Annotated in this window: 15 protein-coding genes and 1 tRNA gene; 12 read left to right on the forward strand and 4 right to left on the reverse strand. The window is 69.9% G+C overall.

Annotated features, from left to right (window positions below; genetic code table 11):
* Window position 1: 1 nt before the first annotated feature.
* The 3 genes from yidD to rpmH are packed head-to-tail and all read right to left on the reverse strand — an operon-like array spanning window position 2 to window position 847.
* Entirely contained in the window at window positions 2-316 is a 315-nt protein-coding gene (gene yidD, locus SXIM_RS13270; RefSeq protein ID WP_078635493.1) for a membrane protein insertion efficiency factor YidD, read from the reverse strand.
* Complete coding sequence (gene rnpA / locus SXIM_RS13275; RefSeq protein ID WP_030732583.1) at window positions 313-681, reverse strand: ribonuclease P protein component; 369 nt, start codon at window positions 679-681, stop codon at window positions 313-315. Before rnpA ends, yidD begins: the two co-directional genes overlap by 4 nt.
* Window positions 682-709: 28 nt before the next feature.
* A complete protein-coding gene (rpmH, locus tag SXIM_RS13280) occupies window positions 710-847 on the reverse strand; it encodes a 50S ribosomal protein L34 (protein WP_078635495.1) in 138 nt (45 codons plus the stop codon).
* A gap of 371 nt (window positions 848-1,218) precedes the next feature.
* On the opposite strand from rpmH, the gene dnaA reads away from it, so the two are divergent.
* From dnaA to SXIM_RS13330, 10 genes are all read left to right on the forward strand, one after another.
* Window positions 1,219-3,063, forward strand: coding sequence for a chromosomal replication initiator protein DnaA (gene dnaA / locus SXIM_RS13285; RefSeq protein WP_046724110.1), 1,845 nt, complete (start codon window positions 1,219-1,221; stop codon window positions 3,061-3,063).
* A gap of 808 nt (window positions 3,064-3,871) precedes the next feature.
* Window positions 3,872-5,002, forward strand: coding sequence for a DNA polymerase III subunit beta (dnaN, locus tag SXIM_RS13290; RefSeq protein ID WP_030732589.1), 1,131 nt, complete (start codon window positions 3,872-3,874; stop codon window positions 5,000-5,002).
* A gap of 139 nt (window positions 5,003-5,141) precedes the next feature.
* On the forward strand, window positions 5,142-6,017 hold the full coding sequence (gnd, locus tag SXIM_RS13295) for a phosphogluconate dehydrogenase (NAD(+)-dependent, decarboxylating) (protein WP_030732591.1): 876 nt from the start codon (window positions 5,142-5,144) through the stop codon (window positions 6,015-6,017).
* Window positions 6,018-6,039: 22 nt separating this feature from the next.
* A complete protein-coding gene (recF, locus tag SXIM_RS13300) occupies window positions 6,040-7,176 on the forward strand; it encodes a DNA replication/repair protein RecF (protein WP_030732594.1) in 1,137 nt (378 codons plus the stop codon).
* Entirely contained in the window at window positions 7,166-7,747 is a 582-nt protein-coding gene (locus SXIM_RS13305) for a DciA family protein (protein ID WP_376047924.1), read from the forward strand. The genes recF and SXIM_RS13305 overlap by 11 nt, the downstream gene beginning before the upstream one ends.
* A gap of 260 nt (window positions 7,748-8,007) precedes the next feature.
* The gene (gene gyrB / locus SXIM_RS13310; protein WP_078635497.1) at window positions 8,008-10,083 is read left to right on the forward strand and encodes a DNA topoisomerase (ATP-hydrolyzing) subunit B; all 2,076 of its coding nucleotides are present in this window, start codon (window positions 8,008-8,010) and stop codon (window positions 10,081-10,083) included.
* A 60-nt stretch (window positions 10,084-10,143) separates the two neighbouring features.
* Window positions 10,144-12,756: a DNA gyrase subunit A gene (gene gyrA / locus SXIM_RS13315; RefSeq protein ID WP_030732603.1), complete on the forward strand. Its 2,613-nt coding sequence runs from the start codon at window positions 10,144-10,146 to the stop codon at window positions 12,754-12,756.
* A gap of 113 nt (window positions 12,757-12,869) precedes the next feature.
* Window positions 12,870-13,451: a DUF3566 domain-containing protein gene (locus SXIM_RS13320; protein WP_046724112.1), complete on the forward strand. Its 582-nt coding sequence runs from the start codon at window positions 12,870-12,872 to the stop codon at window positions 13,449-13,451.
* 69 nt (window positions 13,452-13,520) lie between these two features.
* Window positions 13,521-13,597, forward strand: a tRNA-Ile gene (locus SXIM_RS13325).
* Between the two features lie 201 nt (window positions 13,598-13,798).
* A complete protein-coding gene (locus SXIM_RS13330; RefSeq protein ID WP_218941161.1) occupies window positions 13,799-13,942 on the forward strand; it encodes a DLW-39 family protein in 144 nt (47 codons plus the stop codon).
* Between the two features lie 37 nt (window positions 13,943-13,979).
* Here the strand turns inward: SXIM_RS13330 and SXIM_RS13335 are convergent, their stop codons facing one another.
* Complete coding sequence (locus SXIM_RS13335) at window positions 13,980-14,636, reverse strand: TetR/AcrR family transcriptional regulator (protein ID WP_046724114.1); 657 nt, start codon at window positions 14,634-14,636, stop codon at window positions 13,980-13,982.
* A gap of 101 nt (window positions 14,637-14,737) precedes the next feature.
* Here SXIM_RS13335 and SXIM_RS13340 point away from each other — a divergent pair, with 101 nt between their 5' ends.
* Both SXIM_RS13340 and SXIM_RS13345 read left to right on the forward strand, forming a co-directional pair.
* Complete coding sequence (locus tag SXIM_RS13340) at window positions 14,738-15,946, forward strand: cytochrome P450 (RefSeq protein WP_046724116.1); 1,209 nt, start codon at window positions 14,738-14,740, stop codon at window positions 15,944-15,946.
* Window positions 15,943-16,161: a ferredoxin gene (locus tag SXIM_RS13345; RefSeq protein ID WP_030732622.1), complete on the forward strand. Its 219-nt coding sequence runs from the start codon at window positions 15,943-15,945 to the stop codon at window positions 16,159-16,161. The genes SXIM_RS13340 and SXIM_RS13345 overlap by 4 nt, the downstream gene beginning before the upstream one ends.
* Window positions 16,162-16,415 lie beyond the last annotated feature (254 nt).

Here is a 16,415-nt window from a genome sequence, read left to right on the forward strand (position 1 = left end):
GTCAGACTCCTTGGGCATTGTGAGAGGCGCCCCCGGATGGGATCTGGGGGAGAGTCCGGTGCCGCCAGCGATCACGCAGACGCCGATGCCAGACGGGACGCTTACGCGGCGGCACGTGGTCCACACCCCCGGGAGACCAGGGGTTGCACCGCAGGATGCGCCATGCGGTCAACACGGATCCCTTGATCGCGCCGTGCCGGCCGACCGCTGTGTATCCGTAATGGGAGCACGACGGATAGTAACGACAGACCGGCCCGAGCAGCGGGGAGATGGTCCACTGATACAGCTTGATCAGCAGCAACAGCGGGTACTTCACTGACGTACCCCTCCCAGCAGCCGCTCCAGCGCGGCATCGAGATCCCGGGCCAGCTGATCGTTGTCGGCGGTGCCCGCGCCGGGCAGGGCCCGGACAACGACCAGGCTACCGGGGGGCACCCGGAACAGCCGGGCCCGTATGAGATGCCGCAGGCGCCGCTGTACGCGATTGCGTACCACGGCGTTGCCCACGGCCTTGCTCACGACGAAACCCGCACGCGCCGGAAGAGGACTCTCCCGGCCCGCGTGCGGGTCCGTACCACTGCTCAGATGGACGACGAGACGCCGATTACCGGCCCTGCGACCACGGCGTACCGCGGTCGCGAAGTCCTCACGCCGCCGCAACCGGTTCTCGGGGGGCAGCACCGCATGGACCCGTCGATCCGGCGGCGGCTCAGGCCGACAGCCGAGCGCGGCCCTTGGTGCGACGGGCGGTGATGATCGCGCGGCCGGCACGGGTCCGCATGCGCAGCCGGAAGCCGTGGGTCTTGGCCCGACGACGGTTGTTCGGCTGGAAAGTGCGCTTGCTCACTCGGGGGCTCCAGAAGTTTTTCGGTGTACCGGCACAGGCTGCCGAGACAGGATGCGGCGGGCCGACAGGCTGCCACCGTGCGCCCACGAGGGACTCGCAACGGAACGATTTCCCGCTCGCACGGGAAGGGCGGACCATCGGAGGCAGGCGGCAGCAGCCGTCGACAATGAGACCTGGCAACGGTACGTGCGACACGGCCGTACGGTCAAACCGGACCGGGGCCGGTTGTACACACCCTGTGGACAATGACTTGATGTCCTTGCGCCCCGCTGACTAACGTGGCTCAACTCGACATCTATGTCCCGGTCGCCTCCGCGTCACACCTCATGACCACAGCCGGCGCCACCCCAGCGAGTGAGAGAGCGTGCCCCGTGGCTGACCTACCTGCAGATCTTGCCGCGGTGTGGCCCAGGGTGCTGAGCGCCATCCTCGCCGAGGGGCAGGGCGTGGAGTCCAAGGACCACCGCTGGCTCCAGGACTGCCGCCCGCTCGCCCTGGTCTCCGGCACCGCCCTGCTCGGTGTCTCCAACGAGTACGCCAAGAGCGTGCTGGAGGGCCGGCTGGCGCCGATGATCGGCGAGGCGCTCAGCCGCGAGTGCGGGCAGCCCATCGGGCTGGCGATCACGGTCACCGCCCCGCCGCCCGAGCCCCAGGCCGCCGCACCGCAGCACCAGGCACCGCACCTCCCGGAGGAGCCCGCCCAGGGGCCCGCGCCCCGCCACGAGCAGCACCGCCCCGCCGAGCCGGCCCGCGACGGGTACGACGGGGGGTACGGCGGCTACGACGGCGGCCGGTACGACGACGGCGGTGGCAACCGCGGCGGGTACGAGAGCTACGACCAGGAGCTGCCGACCGCCCGGCCCGCCTACCCGGACCACCCCCAGGCGCCGCGCCCGGCGAGCGGGGGCCGCGCCCCCGGCAGCTGGCCGGGCCCGGACGGCTATCCGCAGATCCCCGCCCAGCCGGCCCGCTACAACCGGCACGAGCCGCCGGCCTACGACTCCGGCTACCGCGGCTACGACCACACCCCCCAGCAGCAGCTGCCCCCGGACGCCCTTCCCGGCCAGAACAGCGGACCCGGCTCCGGGCAGCACGGCCCGGGTCAGGGACGCGGCCAGGGGCCCGGGTCCTCGCTGCCCGAGCCCGCCTCCGGCGGCGGCAGCGGAGTGGGCCCGGCGGAGCCCACCGCGCGGCTGAACCCCAAGTACCTCTTCGACACCTTCGTCATCGGCGCCTCGAACCGGTTCGCGCACGCCGCGGCCGTCGCCGTCGCCGAGTCCCCGGCCAAGGCGTACAACCCGCTGTTCATCTACGGTGAGTCCGGCCTGGGCAAGACGCATCTGCTGCACGCCATCGGGCACTACGCGCGCAGCCTCTACCCGGGCACCCGGGTGCGCTACGTCAGCTCGGAGGAATTCACCAACGAGTTCATCAACTCCATCCGCGACGGCAAGGCGGACGCGTTCCGCAAGCGCTACCGCGACATGGACATCCTGCTGGTGGACGACATCCAGTTCCTGGCCTCCAAGGAGTCCACGCAGGAGGAGTTCTTCCACACCTTCAACACCTTGCACAACGCCAACAAGCAGATCGTGCTCTCCTCGGACCGGCCGCCCAAGCAGCTGATCACCCTGGAGGACCGGCTGCGCAACCGCTTCGAGTGGGGCCTGATCACCGACGTCCAGCCGCCCGAGCTGGAGACCAGGATCGCGATCCTGCGCAAGAAGGCCGTCCAGGAGCAGCTGAACGCCCCGCCGGCCGTCCTGGAGTTCATCGCGTCCCGGATCTCCCGCAACATCCGGGAGCTGGAGGGCGCGCTGATCCGGGTCACCGCCTTCGCCAGTCTCAACCGGCAGCCGGTGGACCTCGGGCTCACCGAGATCGTCCTCAAGGACCTGATCCCCGGCGGCGAGGAGTCGACGCCGGAGATCACGGCGGACGCGATCACCTCCGCCGTCGCCGAGTACTTCGGCCTGGGCGTGGAGGACCTGGCGGGCTCCTCCCGCAGCCGCACGCTGGTCACGGCGCGGCAGATCGCCATGTACCTGTGCCGGGAGCTCACGGACCTGTCGCTGCCCAAGATCGGCCAGCACTTCGGCGGCCGGGACCACACCACCGTCATGCACGCCGACCGCAAGATCCGGGTGCTGATGGCCGAGCGCCGGCCCATCTACAACCAGGTCACCGAGCTCACCAACCGCATCAAAAACGGCTGAGCCGACCGCCGTACGCACCGCAGGACCTCGCAGCGCCCCTGGGACCTCCCGGGGGCGCTGTTCGATTACGGGGTCACACGGGCCGGTTTTCCACAGAACTGGGGGTCCCCGGGTGTCCACACCCTGTGGGAACGGCGCGTCGCCCACATCTGTGTCCACAGGGGGTCGGGTGATCGGTCTTCTTCGCAGGTCAGTCGGCTGTGGAAACGTGGATAACGATCTTCCACAGGCTGTGGACAACGTCCGGGATGGACAGGTGTTCACCCCGGGTTTCCCCAGGCGAACCCGCTTGATCCACAGGAGAGGCCAGGTTACCCACAGGTGATCCACAAGGCTGTCCACTGTTCGGCAACACAACGCGCCGACTCACCGTTGAGGGTGAATCGGGTCACAGCGAGGGGCCGCGCGCCCTGTTGATAAGAGGGCCGGATTCTGTGGACGCGGCTGTGGGTAACTCGGGGGCTTCTGTGGACGCCTGTGGACGACCGGGCCGCCGTCCACAGGGACCCCCTGTTCATCCACCGGTCCATGCACAGGGCATGTGGACAAAAAACCGGGCCTGAGCTGGGAAAAGGGAGTTATCCACGGTTTCCACAGGCCCTACTACTACTACGACACAGTTAGAGCGGGGAAGTCGTTTCGAAGTGGGTGCTGTGGATGAACGGGCCTCCTGCGGTCTACCCGTCCCGGATCGATTTGACGCACTCGAACCCCTACTGTCAGTGCCGTGCGTCAGACTGGTGGCCGGTAGAGAGCCAGCAAGGCAGCAAGGGCTGGGAGCAGCCAGCGACAGCAGGAGGCGGCTGAAGTGAAGATCCGGGTAGAACGCGATGTGCTCGCGGAGGCGGTGGCATGGGCCGCGCGGAGCCTGCCGGCCCGACCGCCGGTGCCGGTTCTCGCTGGCCTGTTGCTGAAGGCCGAGGACGGCATGCTGAGCCTGTCCGGCTTCGACTACGAGGTCTCGGCGCGGGTCTCGGTGGAGGTGGACGCCGAGGAGGAGGGCACCGTCCTGGTGTCCGGCCGGCTGCTCGCCGACATCTGCCGGGCGCTGCCGAACCGTCCGGTGGAGATCTCCACCGACGGGGTGCGGGTCTCGCTGGTGTGCGGCTCGTCCCGGTTCACGCTGCACACCCTGCCGGTGGAGGAGTACCCGGCGCTGCCGCAGATGCCGACCGCGACCGGCACCGTGCCGGGCGAGGTGTTCGCGTCCGCCGTCTCCCAGGTGGCGATCGCGGCGGGCCGTGACGACACCCTGCCGGTGCTGACCGGTGTGCGGATCGAGATCGAGGGCGACACGGTCACCCTGGCCTCCACCGACCGCTACCGCTTCGCGGTGCGCGAGTTCCTGTGGAAGCCGGAGATCGCCGATGTGTCGGCCGTCGCCCTGGTGCCCGCGAAGACGCTGCTGGACACCGCGAAGTCGCTCAGCGGCGGTGAGACGGTCTCCCTGGCGCTGTCGGGCTCGGGGTCCGGCGAGGGCCTGATCGGCTTCGAGGGGGCCGGGCGGCGTACCACCACGCGGCTGCTGGAGGGCGATCTGCCGAAGTACCGCACGCTGTTCCCGACCGAGTTCAACTCGGTGGCGGTGATCGAGACGGCGCCGTTCGTGGAGGCCGTCAAGCGTGTGGCGCTGGTGGCCGAGCGGAACACCCCGGTGCGGCTGAGCTTCGAGCAGGGCGTGCTGACGCTGGAGGCCGGCTCCAGCGACGACGCACAGGCTGTGGAGCGCGTGGACGCGGACCTGGAGGGCGACGACATCTCGATCGCCTTCAACCCGGGCTTCCTGCTGGAGGGTCTGAGCGCGATCGACTCCCCGGTGGCGCAGCTGGCGTTCACCACCTCGACGAAGCCGGCGCTGCTCAGTGGCCGCCCGGCGAAGGACGCCGAGGCGGATCAGGCGTACAAGTACCTGATCATGCCGGTGCGCCTGTCCGGCTGAGACGGAACGGGTTACCGGATCGCGCCGTACGGTCACCGACCGTACGGCGCCAGCCGTCTGAGCGGCTGACCCCGCAGGTGAGCGCGAGGGCGCGGGCGTAGGCTCGGCGTGAAGTGTTGAGCACGATGAAGGAGTCCTGATGGAGCTGGGTCTCGTCGGCCTGGGCAAAATGGGCGGGAACATGCGCGAACGCATCCGCCGTGCCGGTCACACCGTCGTCGGGTATGCCCACCAGCGGGATGTCTCGGATGTGCACAGTCTCAAGGAACTGGTGGATTCGCTGGCCGCGCCCCGCGTGGTGTGGCTGATGGTGCCGGCCGGCGAGGCGACCCAGTCCACCGTGGACGAGCTGGCTGAGCTGCTGGAGCCCGGGGATGTCGTCGTCGACGGCGGCAACTCGCGGTGGACCGATGACGAGAAGCACGCGCGTGAGCTGGCGTCCAAGGGCATCGGTTTCGTGGACTGCGGCGTCTCCGGTGGTGTGTGGGGCCTGGAGAACGGTTACGCGCTGATGTACGGCGGTGACGCCGAGCACGTGGCGCGGGTGCAGCCGATCTTCGACGCGCTCAAGCCCGAGGGCGAGTTCGGCGCGGTGCACGCGGGCAAGGTGGGTGCCGGGCACTTCGCGAAGATGGTCCACAACGGCATCGAGTACGCGATGATGCAGGCCTTCGCCGAGGGCTGGGAGCTGTTGGAGACCGTGGACTCGGTCACCGATGTGCGCGAGGTCTTCCGGTCCTGGCAGGAGGGCACGGTGATCCGTTCCTGGCTGCTGGACCTGTCGGTGCGGGCGCTGGACGACGACGAGCACCTGGAGCAGCTGCGCGGCTACGCGGCCGACTCGGGTGAGGGCCGCTGGACGGTGGAGGCGGCGATCGACAACGCGGTGCCGCTGCCGGCGATCACGGCGTCGCTGTTCGCGCGGTTCGGTTCGCGGCAGGACGACTCGCCGCAGATGAAGATGATCGCGGCGCTGCGTAACCAGTTCGGTGGTCACGCGGTCGAGAGCAAGTAGCGGCGGGCCGGCGGGGCGCATCGTGCATGTGACGCATCTGTCGCTGGCGGACTTCCGGTCCTATGCCCGGGCCGAGGTGGAACTCGGCCCGGGCGTTTCGTCGTTCGTGGGCCCGAATGGGCAGGGGAAGACGAATCTGGTCGAGGCGGTCGGCTATCTGGCGACGCTGGGCAGCCACCGGGTGTCCTCGGACGCCCCGTTGGTGCGCTCCGGGGCGGAGCGCGCCGTGGTGCGGGCCGCGGTGGTCGAGGGGGACCGGCGTCAGCTGGTGGAGCTGGAGCTGAACCCCGGGCGGGCGAACCGGGCGCGGATCAACCGTTCCTCGCCCGTGCGGCCGCGGGATCTGCTCGGGATCGTGCGCACGGTGCTGTTCGCGCCGGAGGATCTGGCGCTGGTGAAGGGCGATCCGGGGGACCGGCGGCGGTTCCTGGACGAGCTGGCCACCGCGCGGGTGCCGCGGCTGGCGGGGGTGCGGTCGGATTACGAGCGGGTGCTGCGGCAGCGGAACACGCTGCTGAAGTCGGCGGCGATGGCGCGGCGGCACGGTGGCCGCGGGGTGGATCTGTCGACGCTGGATGTGTGGGATCAGCATCTGGCGCGTGCGGGTGCCGAGCTGTGGGGTCAGCGGCTCGGGTTGCTGGCGGCGGTGGGGCCGTTGGCGGACAAGGCGTACGAGGAGCTGGCGCCGGGGGGCGGTCCGGTCGGGCTGGAGTACCGTTCGGCGGCCACCGAGGAGCCGGTGGACGGGGAGCCGGGCCGCGACGAGCTGTACGGGGTGCTGCTGGCGGCGCTGGGGGAGGCGCGCAAGCGGGAGATCGAGCGCGGGGTGACGCTGGTGGGGCCGCACCGGGACGAGTTGGTGGTGCGGCTGGGGGAGTTGCCGGCGAAGGGGTACGCCAGTCACGGGGAGTCGTGGTCGCTGGCGCTGGCGTTGCGGCTGGCGGCGTACGGGCTGCTGCGGGAGGAGGGCCCGGAGCCGGTGCTGGTACTCGATGACGTCTTCGCGGAGTTGGACGCGCGGAGACGGGACCGGCTGGCGGGGCTGGTGGCCGGCGGGGAGCAGGTGCTGGTGACGGCGGCGGTGGCCGAGGACGTGCCCGCGTCGTTGGCGGGGGTCAGGTTCGCGGTGTCGGACGGGCGGGTCGAGCGTGCTGAGTGACGGGAGCGGGCCGCAGGGCCGGGGGGCCGGGCAGGGGAAGAAGGACGGCGCGGGGGCGCCGGAGCCCACCGGGGTGGATCTGGCACGGGTGGCGTTGCGGGCGGCGAAGGCGCGGGCCAAGGAGCGCGGTGATCAGGCCGGTCAGCGCCGGCAGGCGCGGCGTGGTGGGGGTCTGCGGTCGGGGGCGCGTCCGGGTGGGCGTGATCCGCTGTTGCTGGGCGCGGCGGTGGAGCGGTTGCGGGTGGAGCGGGGCTGGGAGGTTCCGCTGGCGGTGGGCGGGGTGATGGGGCGCTGGCCGGAGTTGGTGGGGCCGGAGATCGCCGCGCACTGTGAGCCGTTGTCGTTCGACGAGGCGGAGCGGGTGCTGGCGGTGCGCTGTGACTCGACTGCGTGGGCCACGCAGTTGCGGTGGATGGCGCCTCAGGTGGTGCGGAAACTGAACGCGGACGTGGGTCAGGGTTCGGTGCGGTTGATCAAGGTGCTGGGGCCCGGTGGTCCGCCGCGTTCCGGTGGTGCGGGTGGCCGGTTGAGGGCGCCGGGAAGCCGTGGCCCGGGCGACACGTATGGGTAGATTTGTTCCCCTTGCGATGTGATGCCGGTCACGTTGCTGTGGGTTGACAGGTGAAGGCGCTGTGCGCCGCCTGGAGCGGATGCGGCCCCGGGGCCGCATATGGGGAGTCGGGGGATGCCAGTTCAGGGCGGCACATGCGGACTCAGGGGCCCGCAAACCGCCATCGAGGTTGGCGCTAGCGGTAGACTGGACCGCATCCGTGCTGTCACGGACCAAGTCGAACGACGCAGCCGTTTCTGTGGGAACGCAAACGGCTCGCGCTGTGCCAGAAAGGGCGCTTCGTGGCCGATTCCGGCGATTCCAACAAGAACATTCCGACCCCCGGCGAAGAGCCGGAGGTCGCGCTCGGTGTGCCGACGGAGGCTGCGGCGTACGACGCCAGTGCGATCACGGTGCTGGAGGGCCTGGACGCGGTGCGTATGCGCCCGGGCATGTACATCGGGTCGACCGGTGAACGCGGTCTGCACCACCTGGTGTACGAGGTGGTGGACAACGCGGTCGACGAGGCGCTGGCCGGTTACGCGGACACCATCGATGTGACGCTGCTGGCGGACGGCGGGGTCCGGGTCGTGGACAACGGCCGCGGTATCCCGGTGGGCGTGGTGGCCTCGGAGGGCAAGCCGGCGGTCGAGGTCGTGCTGACGGTGCTGCACGCGGGCGGCAAGTTCGGCGGCGGCGGTTACGCGGTCTCCGGCGGTCTGCACGGGGTGGGCGTGTCCGTGGTGAACGCGCTGTCCACCAAGGTGGCGGTGGATATCCGTACGGACGGTTACCGCTGGACGCAGGAGTACGCGCTGGGCGTGCCCACCGCTGAGCTGGCGCGGCACGAGGAGACGTCCGAGACGGGCACGACGGTCTCGTTCTGGGCCGACGGCGACATCTTCGAGACGACGGTCTACTCCTTCGAGACGCTGTCGCGGCGTTTTCAGGAGATGGCGTTCCTGAACAAGGGGCTGACCATCTCGCTGACCGACGAGCGGGCGGCGGCGAAGCAGACCTCGGGTGCGGACTCGGTGGCGGCGGAGGACGACGACCAGCCGCGTACCGTGACGTACCACTACGAGGGCGGCATCTCCGACTTCGTGCGGCATCTCAACTCCCGCAAGGGCGAGCCGGTGCACCCCTCGGTGATCGACATCGAGGCGGAGGACACCGAGCGCAAGCTCTCGGTCGAGATCGCGATGCAGTGGAACACCCAGTACAGCGAGGGGGTCTACTCCTTCGCCAACACCATCCACACGCACGAGGGCGGCACCCACGAGGAAGGCTTCAGGGCGGCGCTGACCGCGCTGGTCAACCGGTACGCCCGGGACAAGAAGCTGCTGCGCGAGAAGGACGACAACCTCACCGGTGAGGACATCCGCGAGGGTCTGACGGCGATCATCTCCGTCAAGCTGGGCGAGCCGCAGTTCGAGGGCCAGACCAAGACGAAGCTGGGCAACACCGAGGCGAAGACGTTCGTGCAGAAGATCGTGCACGAGCACTTCACCGACTGGCTGGACCGCAACCCGTCCGAGGCCGCCGACATCATCCGCAAGTCCATCCAGGCGGCCACCGCCCGGGTGGCGGCCCGCAAGGCGCGCGATCTCACCCGCCGCAAGGGTCTGCTGGAGACGGCCTCGCTGCCCGGCAAGCTCAGCGACTGCCAGTCCAACGACGCCGCCAAGTGCGAGATCTTCATCGTGGAGGGCGACTCGGCCGGCGGCAGCGCCAAGGCCGGCCGTGATCCGCAGTTCCAGGCGATCCTGCCCATCCGCGGCAAGATCCTCAACGTGGAGAAGGCCAGGATCGACAAGGTCCTGCAGAACACCGAGGTCCAGGCGCTGATCTCGGCGTTCGGCACCGGTATCCACGAGGACTTCGACATCGACAAGCTCCGCTACCACAAGATCATCTTGATGGCGGACGCCGATGTCGACGGCCAGCACATCAACACCCTGCTGCTCACCCTCCTCTTCCGCTTCATGCGCCCCCTGGTCGAGGCCGGACACGTCTTCCTCTCCCAGCCGCCCCTGTACAAGATCAAGTGGGGCCGCGACGAGTTCGAGTACGCCTACTCCGACCGGGAACGTGACTCCCTGATCCTGCTGGGCCGCGAGCGCGGCAAGCGCATCCGCGAGGACTCCATCCAGCGCTTCAAGGGCCTGGGCGAGATGAACGCCGAAGAGCTGCGCGTGACCACCATGGACATCGCGCACCGCGTGCTGCGCCAGGTGACGCTCGATGACGCCGCCGCCGCCGACGACCTGTTCTCCATCCTCATGGGCGAGGACGTGGAGGCACGCCGGTCCTTCATCCAGCGCAATGCCAAGGACGTCCGGTTCCTGGACATCTGAGCACCACCCACCTGGCAGCCGTAGCAGCCTGAGCAGCTTGAGAGGAATCCGACTTCCGTCATGGCCGACGACATCACTCCCCCCTCGGACGGCGGGGACTCCCCCATCGCCGAGAACCCCGCCGCGGTGCTCGAAGAAGAAGTGGTCCAGCGCATCGAGCCGGTGACGCTCGAGACCGAGATGCAGCGTTCGTATCTCGACTACGCGATGAGCGTGATCGTCTCGCGCGCGCTGCCCGACGTGCGCGACGGCCTCAAGCCGGTGCACCGGCGCGTGCTGTACGCCATGTACGACGGCGGGTACCGCCCCGAGCGCGGCTTCTACAAGTGCGCCCGCGTCGTCGGTGACGTCATGGGTACGTACCACCCGCACGGCGACAGCTCCATCTACGACGCCCTGGTGCGGCTCGCCCAGACCTGGACCATGCGGATGCCGCTGGTCGACTCCAACGGCAACTTCGGCTCCCCGGGCAACGACCCGGCCGCCGCCATGCGGTACACCGAGTGCCGCCTGGCGCCGCTGGCGATGGAGATGCTCCGGGACATCGACGAGGAGACCGTCGACTTCCAGGACAACTACGACGGCCGCAACCAGGAGCCGACGGTCCTCCCGTCGCGCTTCCCCTCTCTCCTCATCAACGGCTCGGCCGGTATCGCGGTCGGCATGGCCACCAACATCCCGCCGCACAACTTGCGCGAGGTCGCGGCCGGCGCCCAGTGGTACCTGGAGCACCCCGAGGCGAGCCCCGAGGAACTGCTGGAGGCCCTGATCGAGCGGATCAAGGGCCCCGACTTCCCCACCAGCGCGCTGGTGGTGGGCCGCAAGGGCATCGAGGAGGCGTACCGCACCGGTCGCGGCTCGATCACCATGCGGGCGGTCGTCGCGGTGGAGGAGATCCAGGGCCGGCAGTGCCTGGTGGTCACCGAGCTGCCGTACCAGGTCAACCCCGACAACCTCGCGCTGAAGATCGCCGATCTGGTGAAGGACGGCCGGGTCGGCGGGATCGCCGACGTACGGGACGAGAGCTCCTCGCGCACCGGCCGGCGGCTGGTGATCGTCCTCAAGCGGGACGCGGTCGCCAAGGTGGTGCTGAACAACCTCTACAAGCACACCGACCTGCAGACCAACTTCGGCGCCAACATGCTGGCGCTGGTGGACGGGGTGCCGCGCACCCTGTCGCTGGACGCGTTCATCCGCAACTGGGTGAACCACCAGATCGACGTGATCGTGCGCCGCACCCGCTACCGGCTGCGCAAGGCCGAGGAGCGGGCGCACATCCTGCGCGGTCTGCTGAAGGCCCTGGACGCCATCGACGAGGTCATCGCGCTGATCCGGCGCTCGGACACGGCCGATGTGGCGCGCGGCGGCCTGATGCGGCTGCTGGAGATCGACGAGATCCAGGCGAACGCGATCCTGGAGATGCAGCTGCGCCGCCTCGCCGCCCTGGAGCGGCAGCGGATCATCGCCGAGCACGACGAGCTCCAGGCGAAGATCGACGAGTACAACGCGATCCTGGCCTCCCCGGCGCGGCAGCGCACCATCATCTCCGAGGAACTGGCGGCGATCGTCGCCAAGTTCGGGAACGACCGGCGCACCGCGCTGGTGCCGTTCGAGGGCGACATGTCCATCGAGGACCTGATCGCCGAAGAGGACATCGTCGTCACGATCACGCGCGGCGGCTACGTCAAGCGCACCAAGACGGTGGACTACCGGGCGCAGAAGCGCGGCGGCAAGGGGGTGCGCGGCACCAAGCTGCGCGAGGACGACATCGTCGACCACTTCTTCGTCTCCACCACGCACCACTGGCTGCTGTTCTTCACCAACAAGGGCCGGGTGTACCGGGCGAAGGCGTACGAGCTGCCGGACGCCGGCCGCGACGCGCGCGGCCAGCACGTGGCGAACCTGCTGGCGTTCCAGCCCGATGAGCGGATCGCCGAGATCCTCGCGGTGCGCGACTACGAGGCGGCGCCGTACCTGGTGCTGGCCACCAAGTCGGGTCTGGTGAAGAAGACCGCGCTCAAGGACTACGACTCGCCGCGCTCGGGCGGGGTCATCGCCATCAACCTGCGGGAGATGGAGGACGGCCGCGACGACGAGCTGATCGGTGCCGAACTGGTCTCGGCGGACGACGATCTGCTGCTGATCAGCAAGAAGGCGCAGTCCATCCGGTTCACCGCCACCGATGACTCGCTGCGGCCGATGGGCCGGGCCACGTCCGGGGTGAAGGGGATGAGTTTCCGCCCCGGTGACGAGCTGCTGTCGATGAACGTGGTGCGGGCGGGCACGTACGTGTTCACCGCCACGGACGGCGGTTACGCCAAGCGGACCCCGGTGGACGAGTACCGGGTGCAGGGCCGCGGCGGCCTGGGGATCAAGGCGGCGAAGATCGTCGAGGACCGCGGTTCGCTGGTCGGCGCGCTGGTGGTGGAGGCCACCGACGAGATCCTGGCCATCACCCTGGGCGGTGGCGTGATCCGTACCCGGGTGAACGAGGTGCGGGAGACCGGCCGTGACACCATGGGCGTCCAGCTCATCAACCTCGGGAAGCGGGATGCCGTCGTCGGTATCGCACGCAACGCCGAGGCGGGCCGGGAGGCCGAGGAAGTCGAGGCCATCGAGGGCGACGGCGGCGCCGAGGGTGACGCCGGCCCGGTCACAAGCGACGAGGAGTAGGCGTGAGGGGTGCCGCGGGCGCCGCACAGGGCGCTACGAGCGGTACGAGCAGTGAGGCCGGGCCACAGTCCGCCGGGCCGTCCCAGGAAGAGACGACTCGTGGGGGTTCCACGATGACCAGCGCCAGACCGGTGGATCCTTATTCACAGGACGGGCAGACCGGCCAGACGTACCATCCGCCGCAGGCCTACCCGGCGCCGCCGGGCGGTGCCCCGTCCGTCGGCCACCAGGGCGGCGGGGGAACCTCCGGGGGAGGCACCCTGGGCGGTGGCACCTCCGGCGGAGGGGTGCGCCGGCCGCGTACGGGGGCCCGTACGGTGCCGCGTACCCGCAAGGCCCGGCTGCGGGTGGCCAAGGCCGACCCGTGGTCCGTGATGAAGGTCAGCTTTCTGCTGTCGATCGCGGTCGGCATCTGCACGATCATCGCCGTGTGGGTGCTGTGGATGGTCATGGACGCGATGGGGGTCTTCTCCTCCATCGGTGACGTGATCATCGAGGCGACGGGCGCGGAGGACGGCTCGGGCTTCGACCTGGAGGCGTTCCTGTCGCTGCCGCGGGTGCTGATGTTCACCACGCTGATCGCGGTGATCGACGTGGTGCTGGCCACCGCGCTGGCCACGCTGGGCGCCTTCATCTACAACCTGTCGGCGGGCTTCGTCGGCGGTGTGGAGGTCACCTTGGCGGAGGACGAGTAACCGCAGATCAGGGTTCCGCCAACCGATTTGGGAAGCGGGGCCGGGATGCGCTAACCTTGCCGTGCGCGAGGGGCTATAGCTCAGATGGTTAGAGCGCATCCCTGATAAGGATGAGGCCACAGGTTCAAGTCCTGTTAGCCCCACCAGCGTGAACGCCCCCGGCCGGGTTCGGCCGGGGGCGTTCTGCGTCATCGGTTGACGCCAACCGCCGCTCGGGGCACCGGGCTCGGCGGGTCCGCCCGACCGGGTGAGCCCTGCTCGCTCTTGACAGCGGCCCTTCGCCCGGCTCATTCGGTATCATCGGGCGGCGGATGATTGTTTACGTCGAAGAAGGACGAGGTAGCGCGGTGAAGAAGCTCCTCCTGGTCGCACTGGCCACCGTCGGTGGCCTCCTCGTGTACCGGCAGCTCCAGGCCAAGAAGGCCGAGGACGACCTCTGGACGGAGGCCACGGACACCGTGCCGGCCGACTCCACCCCAGCGGGCGTCTGACTCCCAGGCATATCGCCTCCGGGCCCCTGCCGCGCAGCTAGCGGCCGGGGCCCGTTGTGCTGTCGGACGCCTCCTGATGGCCGTCCAGGCGGCGCAGTCCGTCGAGGACGATGTCGGTGGTGCGGGTGATGGCGGCGTGCAGGTCCTCGGGCGAGCCGCCGTTCTCCAGGACCACCGAGGCGACCAGTTGCTGGGCGCCGCTGAGCGCGCCGATGGCCGTCATGGCGTCGAGCGGGGTGAGTTCACCGGCGAAGACCTCCGTCAGGGCGTCGGCCAGATCCCGCTGGAGGGCGAAGGTGAGGTGGAGTTCGCGGGCCTGGAGGGCGGGGACCGTGGCCACCAGGGCGTCGCGGACGGGAGCGAGGGCGAAGAGCCGGTCCACGCCGGTGTCCCGGTCGGTGGTGATGCCCCGTACGGTGCGGCGCAGCAGCGCGCTCAGGCTCTCGCCGGGGGCGCGGTCGCTGATGATGGCCAGCGCGTGCAGGCGGCGCGGCTCGAAGTCGAAGAAGACCACATCTTCCTTGCTCGCGAAGTAGCTGAAGAAGGTGCGGGTGGAGATGTCGGCCGCGGCGGCGATCTGGTGGAGCGTGGTGCGCTCGTATCCCTGTTCGGCGAACAGGCGCAGGGCGGCTTCGATGAGGGCTTGCCGGGTGCGGCGTTTCTTGCGTTGGCGCAGCCCCGGTTCCTCGGTCACGGCGAGAACCTAGCACACCGTGGCCGAAAATAGCGCTTGCTGAAAATTTTCATCAGGTGAGATTTTGCATCGAGTGATGTTTTCCGGGGTAAGGCGTGGTCATGAGCGATGTGACGCTGTCCGGCACGGCCGCGGAACCCGCACCGCAGACGCTGCCCCTCACCCGGCCGAACCCCTTCGATCCGCCGCCCGGGCTGACCGCCCCGGCCGGCGAACCGCGCATCCGCCGCATGACCTTCGCCGACGGCCACCTCGGCTGGCTGGCCACCGGCCACACCACCGCCCGCGCGATCCTCGCCGACCCCCGGTTCAGCCCCCGTCCCGAACTCAACCACCCGCCCATGGGGCGGGCCGAGAAGCCGAAGGACGTCACCCCGTCCGGCTTCTTCCTGTTGATGGACCCGCCCGACCACACCCGCTACCGCAAGCTGCTCACCGGACAGTTCACCGTGCGCCGGATGCGGCAGCTGGAGGACCGGATCAGCGAGATCATCACCGAGCGGCTCGACGCGATGGCCGCCGCCGGACCCCCGTCCGACCTGGTACGGGACTTCGCGCTGCCCGTCCCCTCCCTGGTCATCTGCGAACTGCTCGGCGTCCCCTACTCCGACCGGGCCGGCTTCCGGCGCGACACCGAACAGCTCATCGACTTCGAGCTCCCGGAGCAGCAGGTCACCGCGGCCCTGGACCGGCTGACCGGCTACCTCCAGGAACTGGTGGCCCGGAAACGCGCCGAGCCCGCCGACGACCTGATCAGCTCCCTGGCCGCCGACCCCACGCTCTCCGACCGCGAGATCGCCGGCATGGCCACCCTGCTGCTCATCGCAGGACACGAGACCACCGCCAACATGCTCGCGCTGGGCACCCTCGTCCTGCTGACCGACCCGGCCCTCCGGGCCGCCGCCGCCGATCCGGCCACCATCAACACCACCGTCGAGGAACTGCTGCGCTACCTCAGCGTGGTGTACGTCCTCGTCCGTACCGCCGTGACCGACGTCGAGATAGAGGGTCAGCTGGTCCGGGCCGGCGAGACGGTGACTCTCCACCTCGGTGCCGCCAACCGCGACCCGGAGCGCTTCACCGACGCGGACCGCCCCGGCGCTGCGGCCGGCCGGCCGGGGCATCTCGCCTTCGGCCACGGCATCCACCAGTGCCTGGGCCAGCAACTCGCCAGGGTCGAGCTGCGGCTGGCCTTCCCCGCCCTCCTGCGGCGCTTCCCGGGACTACGGCTCGCCGCCCCGCCCGAAGAGGTACCCGTACGCACCCGGGCCGTCATCCACGGGCTGCACCGGCTGCCCGTCACCTGGTGAGCGGGGAGCGGACCGCCGTCCGGATCACGGCGGATCAACAGGTGTGCGTGGCAGCCGGGATGTGCGCGCTCACCGCGCCCGAGGTCTTCGACCAGGAGGAACACCAGGGCACCGTCGTCCTCCTGGCCCCCGAACCCACCCGGGAGCAAGAGGCACTGGTACGCGAAGCGGTCGCCCTGTGCCCGTCCGGCGCGCTCCGGCTGAGCGGCGGGTAGACCGGCGGGCAGGACGCGGCCCGGTACGTCACGGGGTCGCGGGGCCACGTGACCATGGACCGGATACGACGTGCGGACAGGGGTCTCGCGGGCGCGGCGGGCACGATGCTCATGCCGGCCGCGCCGGCGCGTATCTCACGACGCTCGCCGCGTCGGCCCCGGGCGCCCAGGTACTGAAGGACGACCGGTGACGGACAGGGCTCGGGGTGCTGCTGCTGGTCGCCCTGGGCGGAGGGCGGCTGCGCGACCTCCAC

It is taken from the genome of Streptomyces xiamenensis (assembly GCF_000993785.3).
Classification (GTDB): Bacteria; Actinomycetota; Actinomycetes; order Streptomycetales; family Streptomycetaceae; genus Streptomyces; species Streptomyces xiamenensis.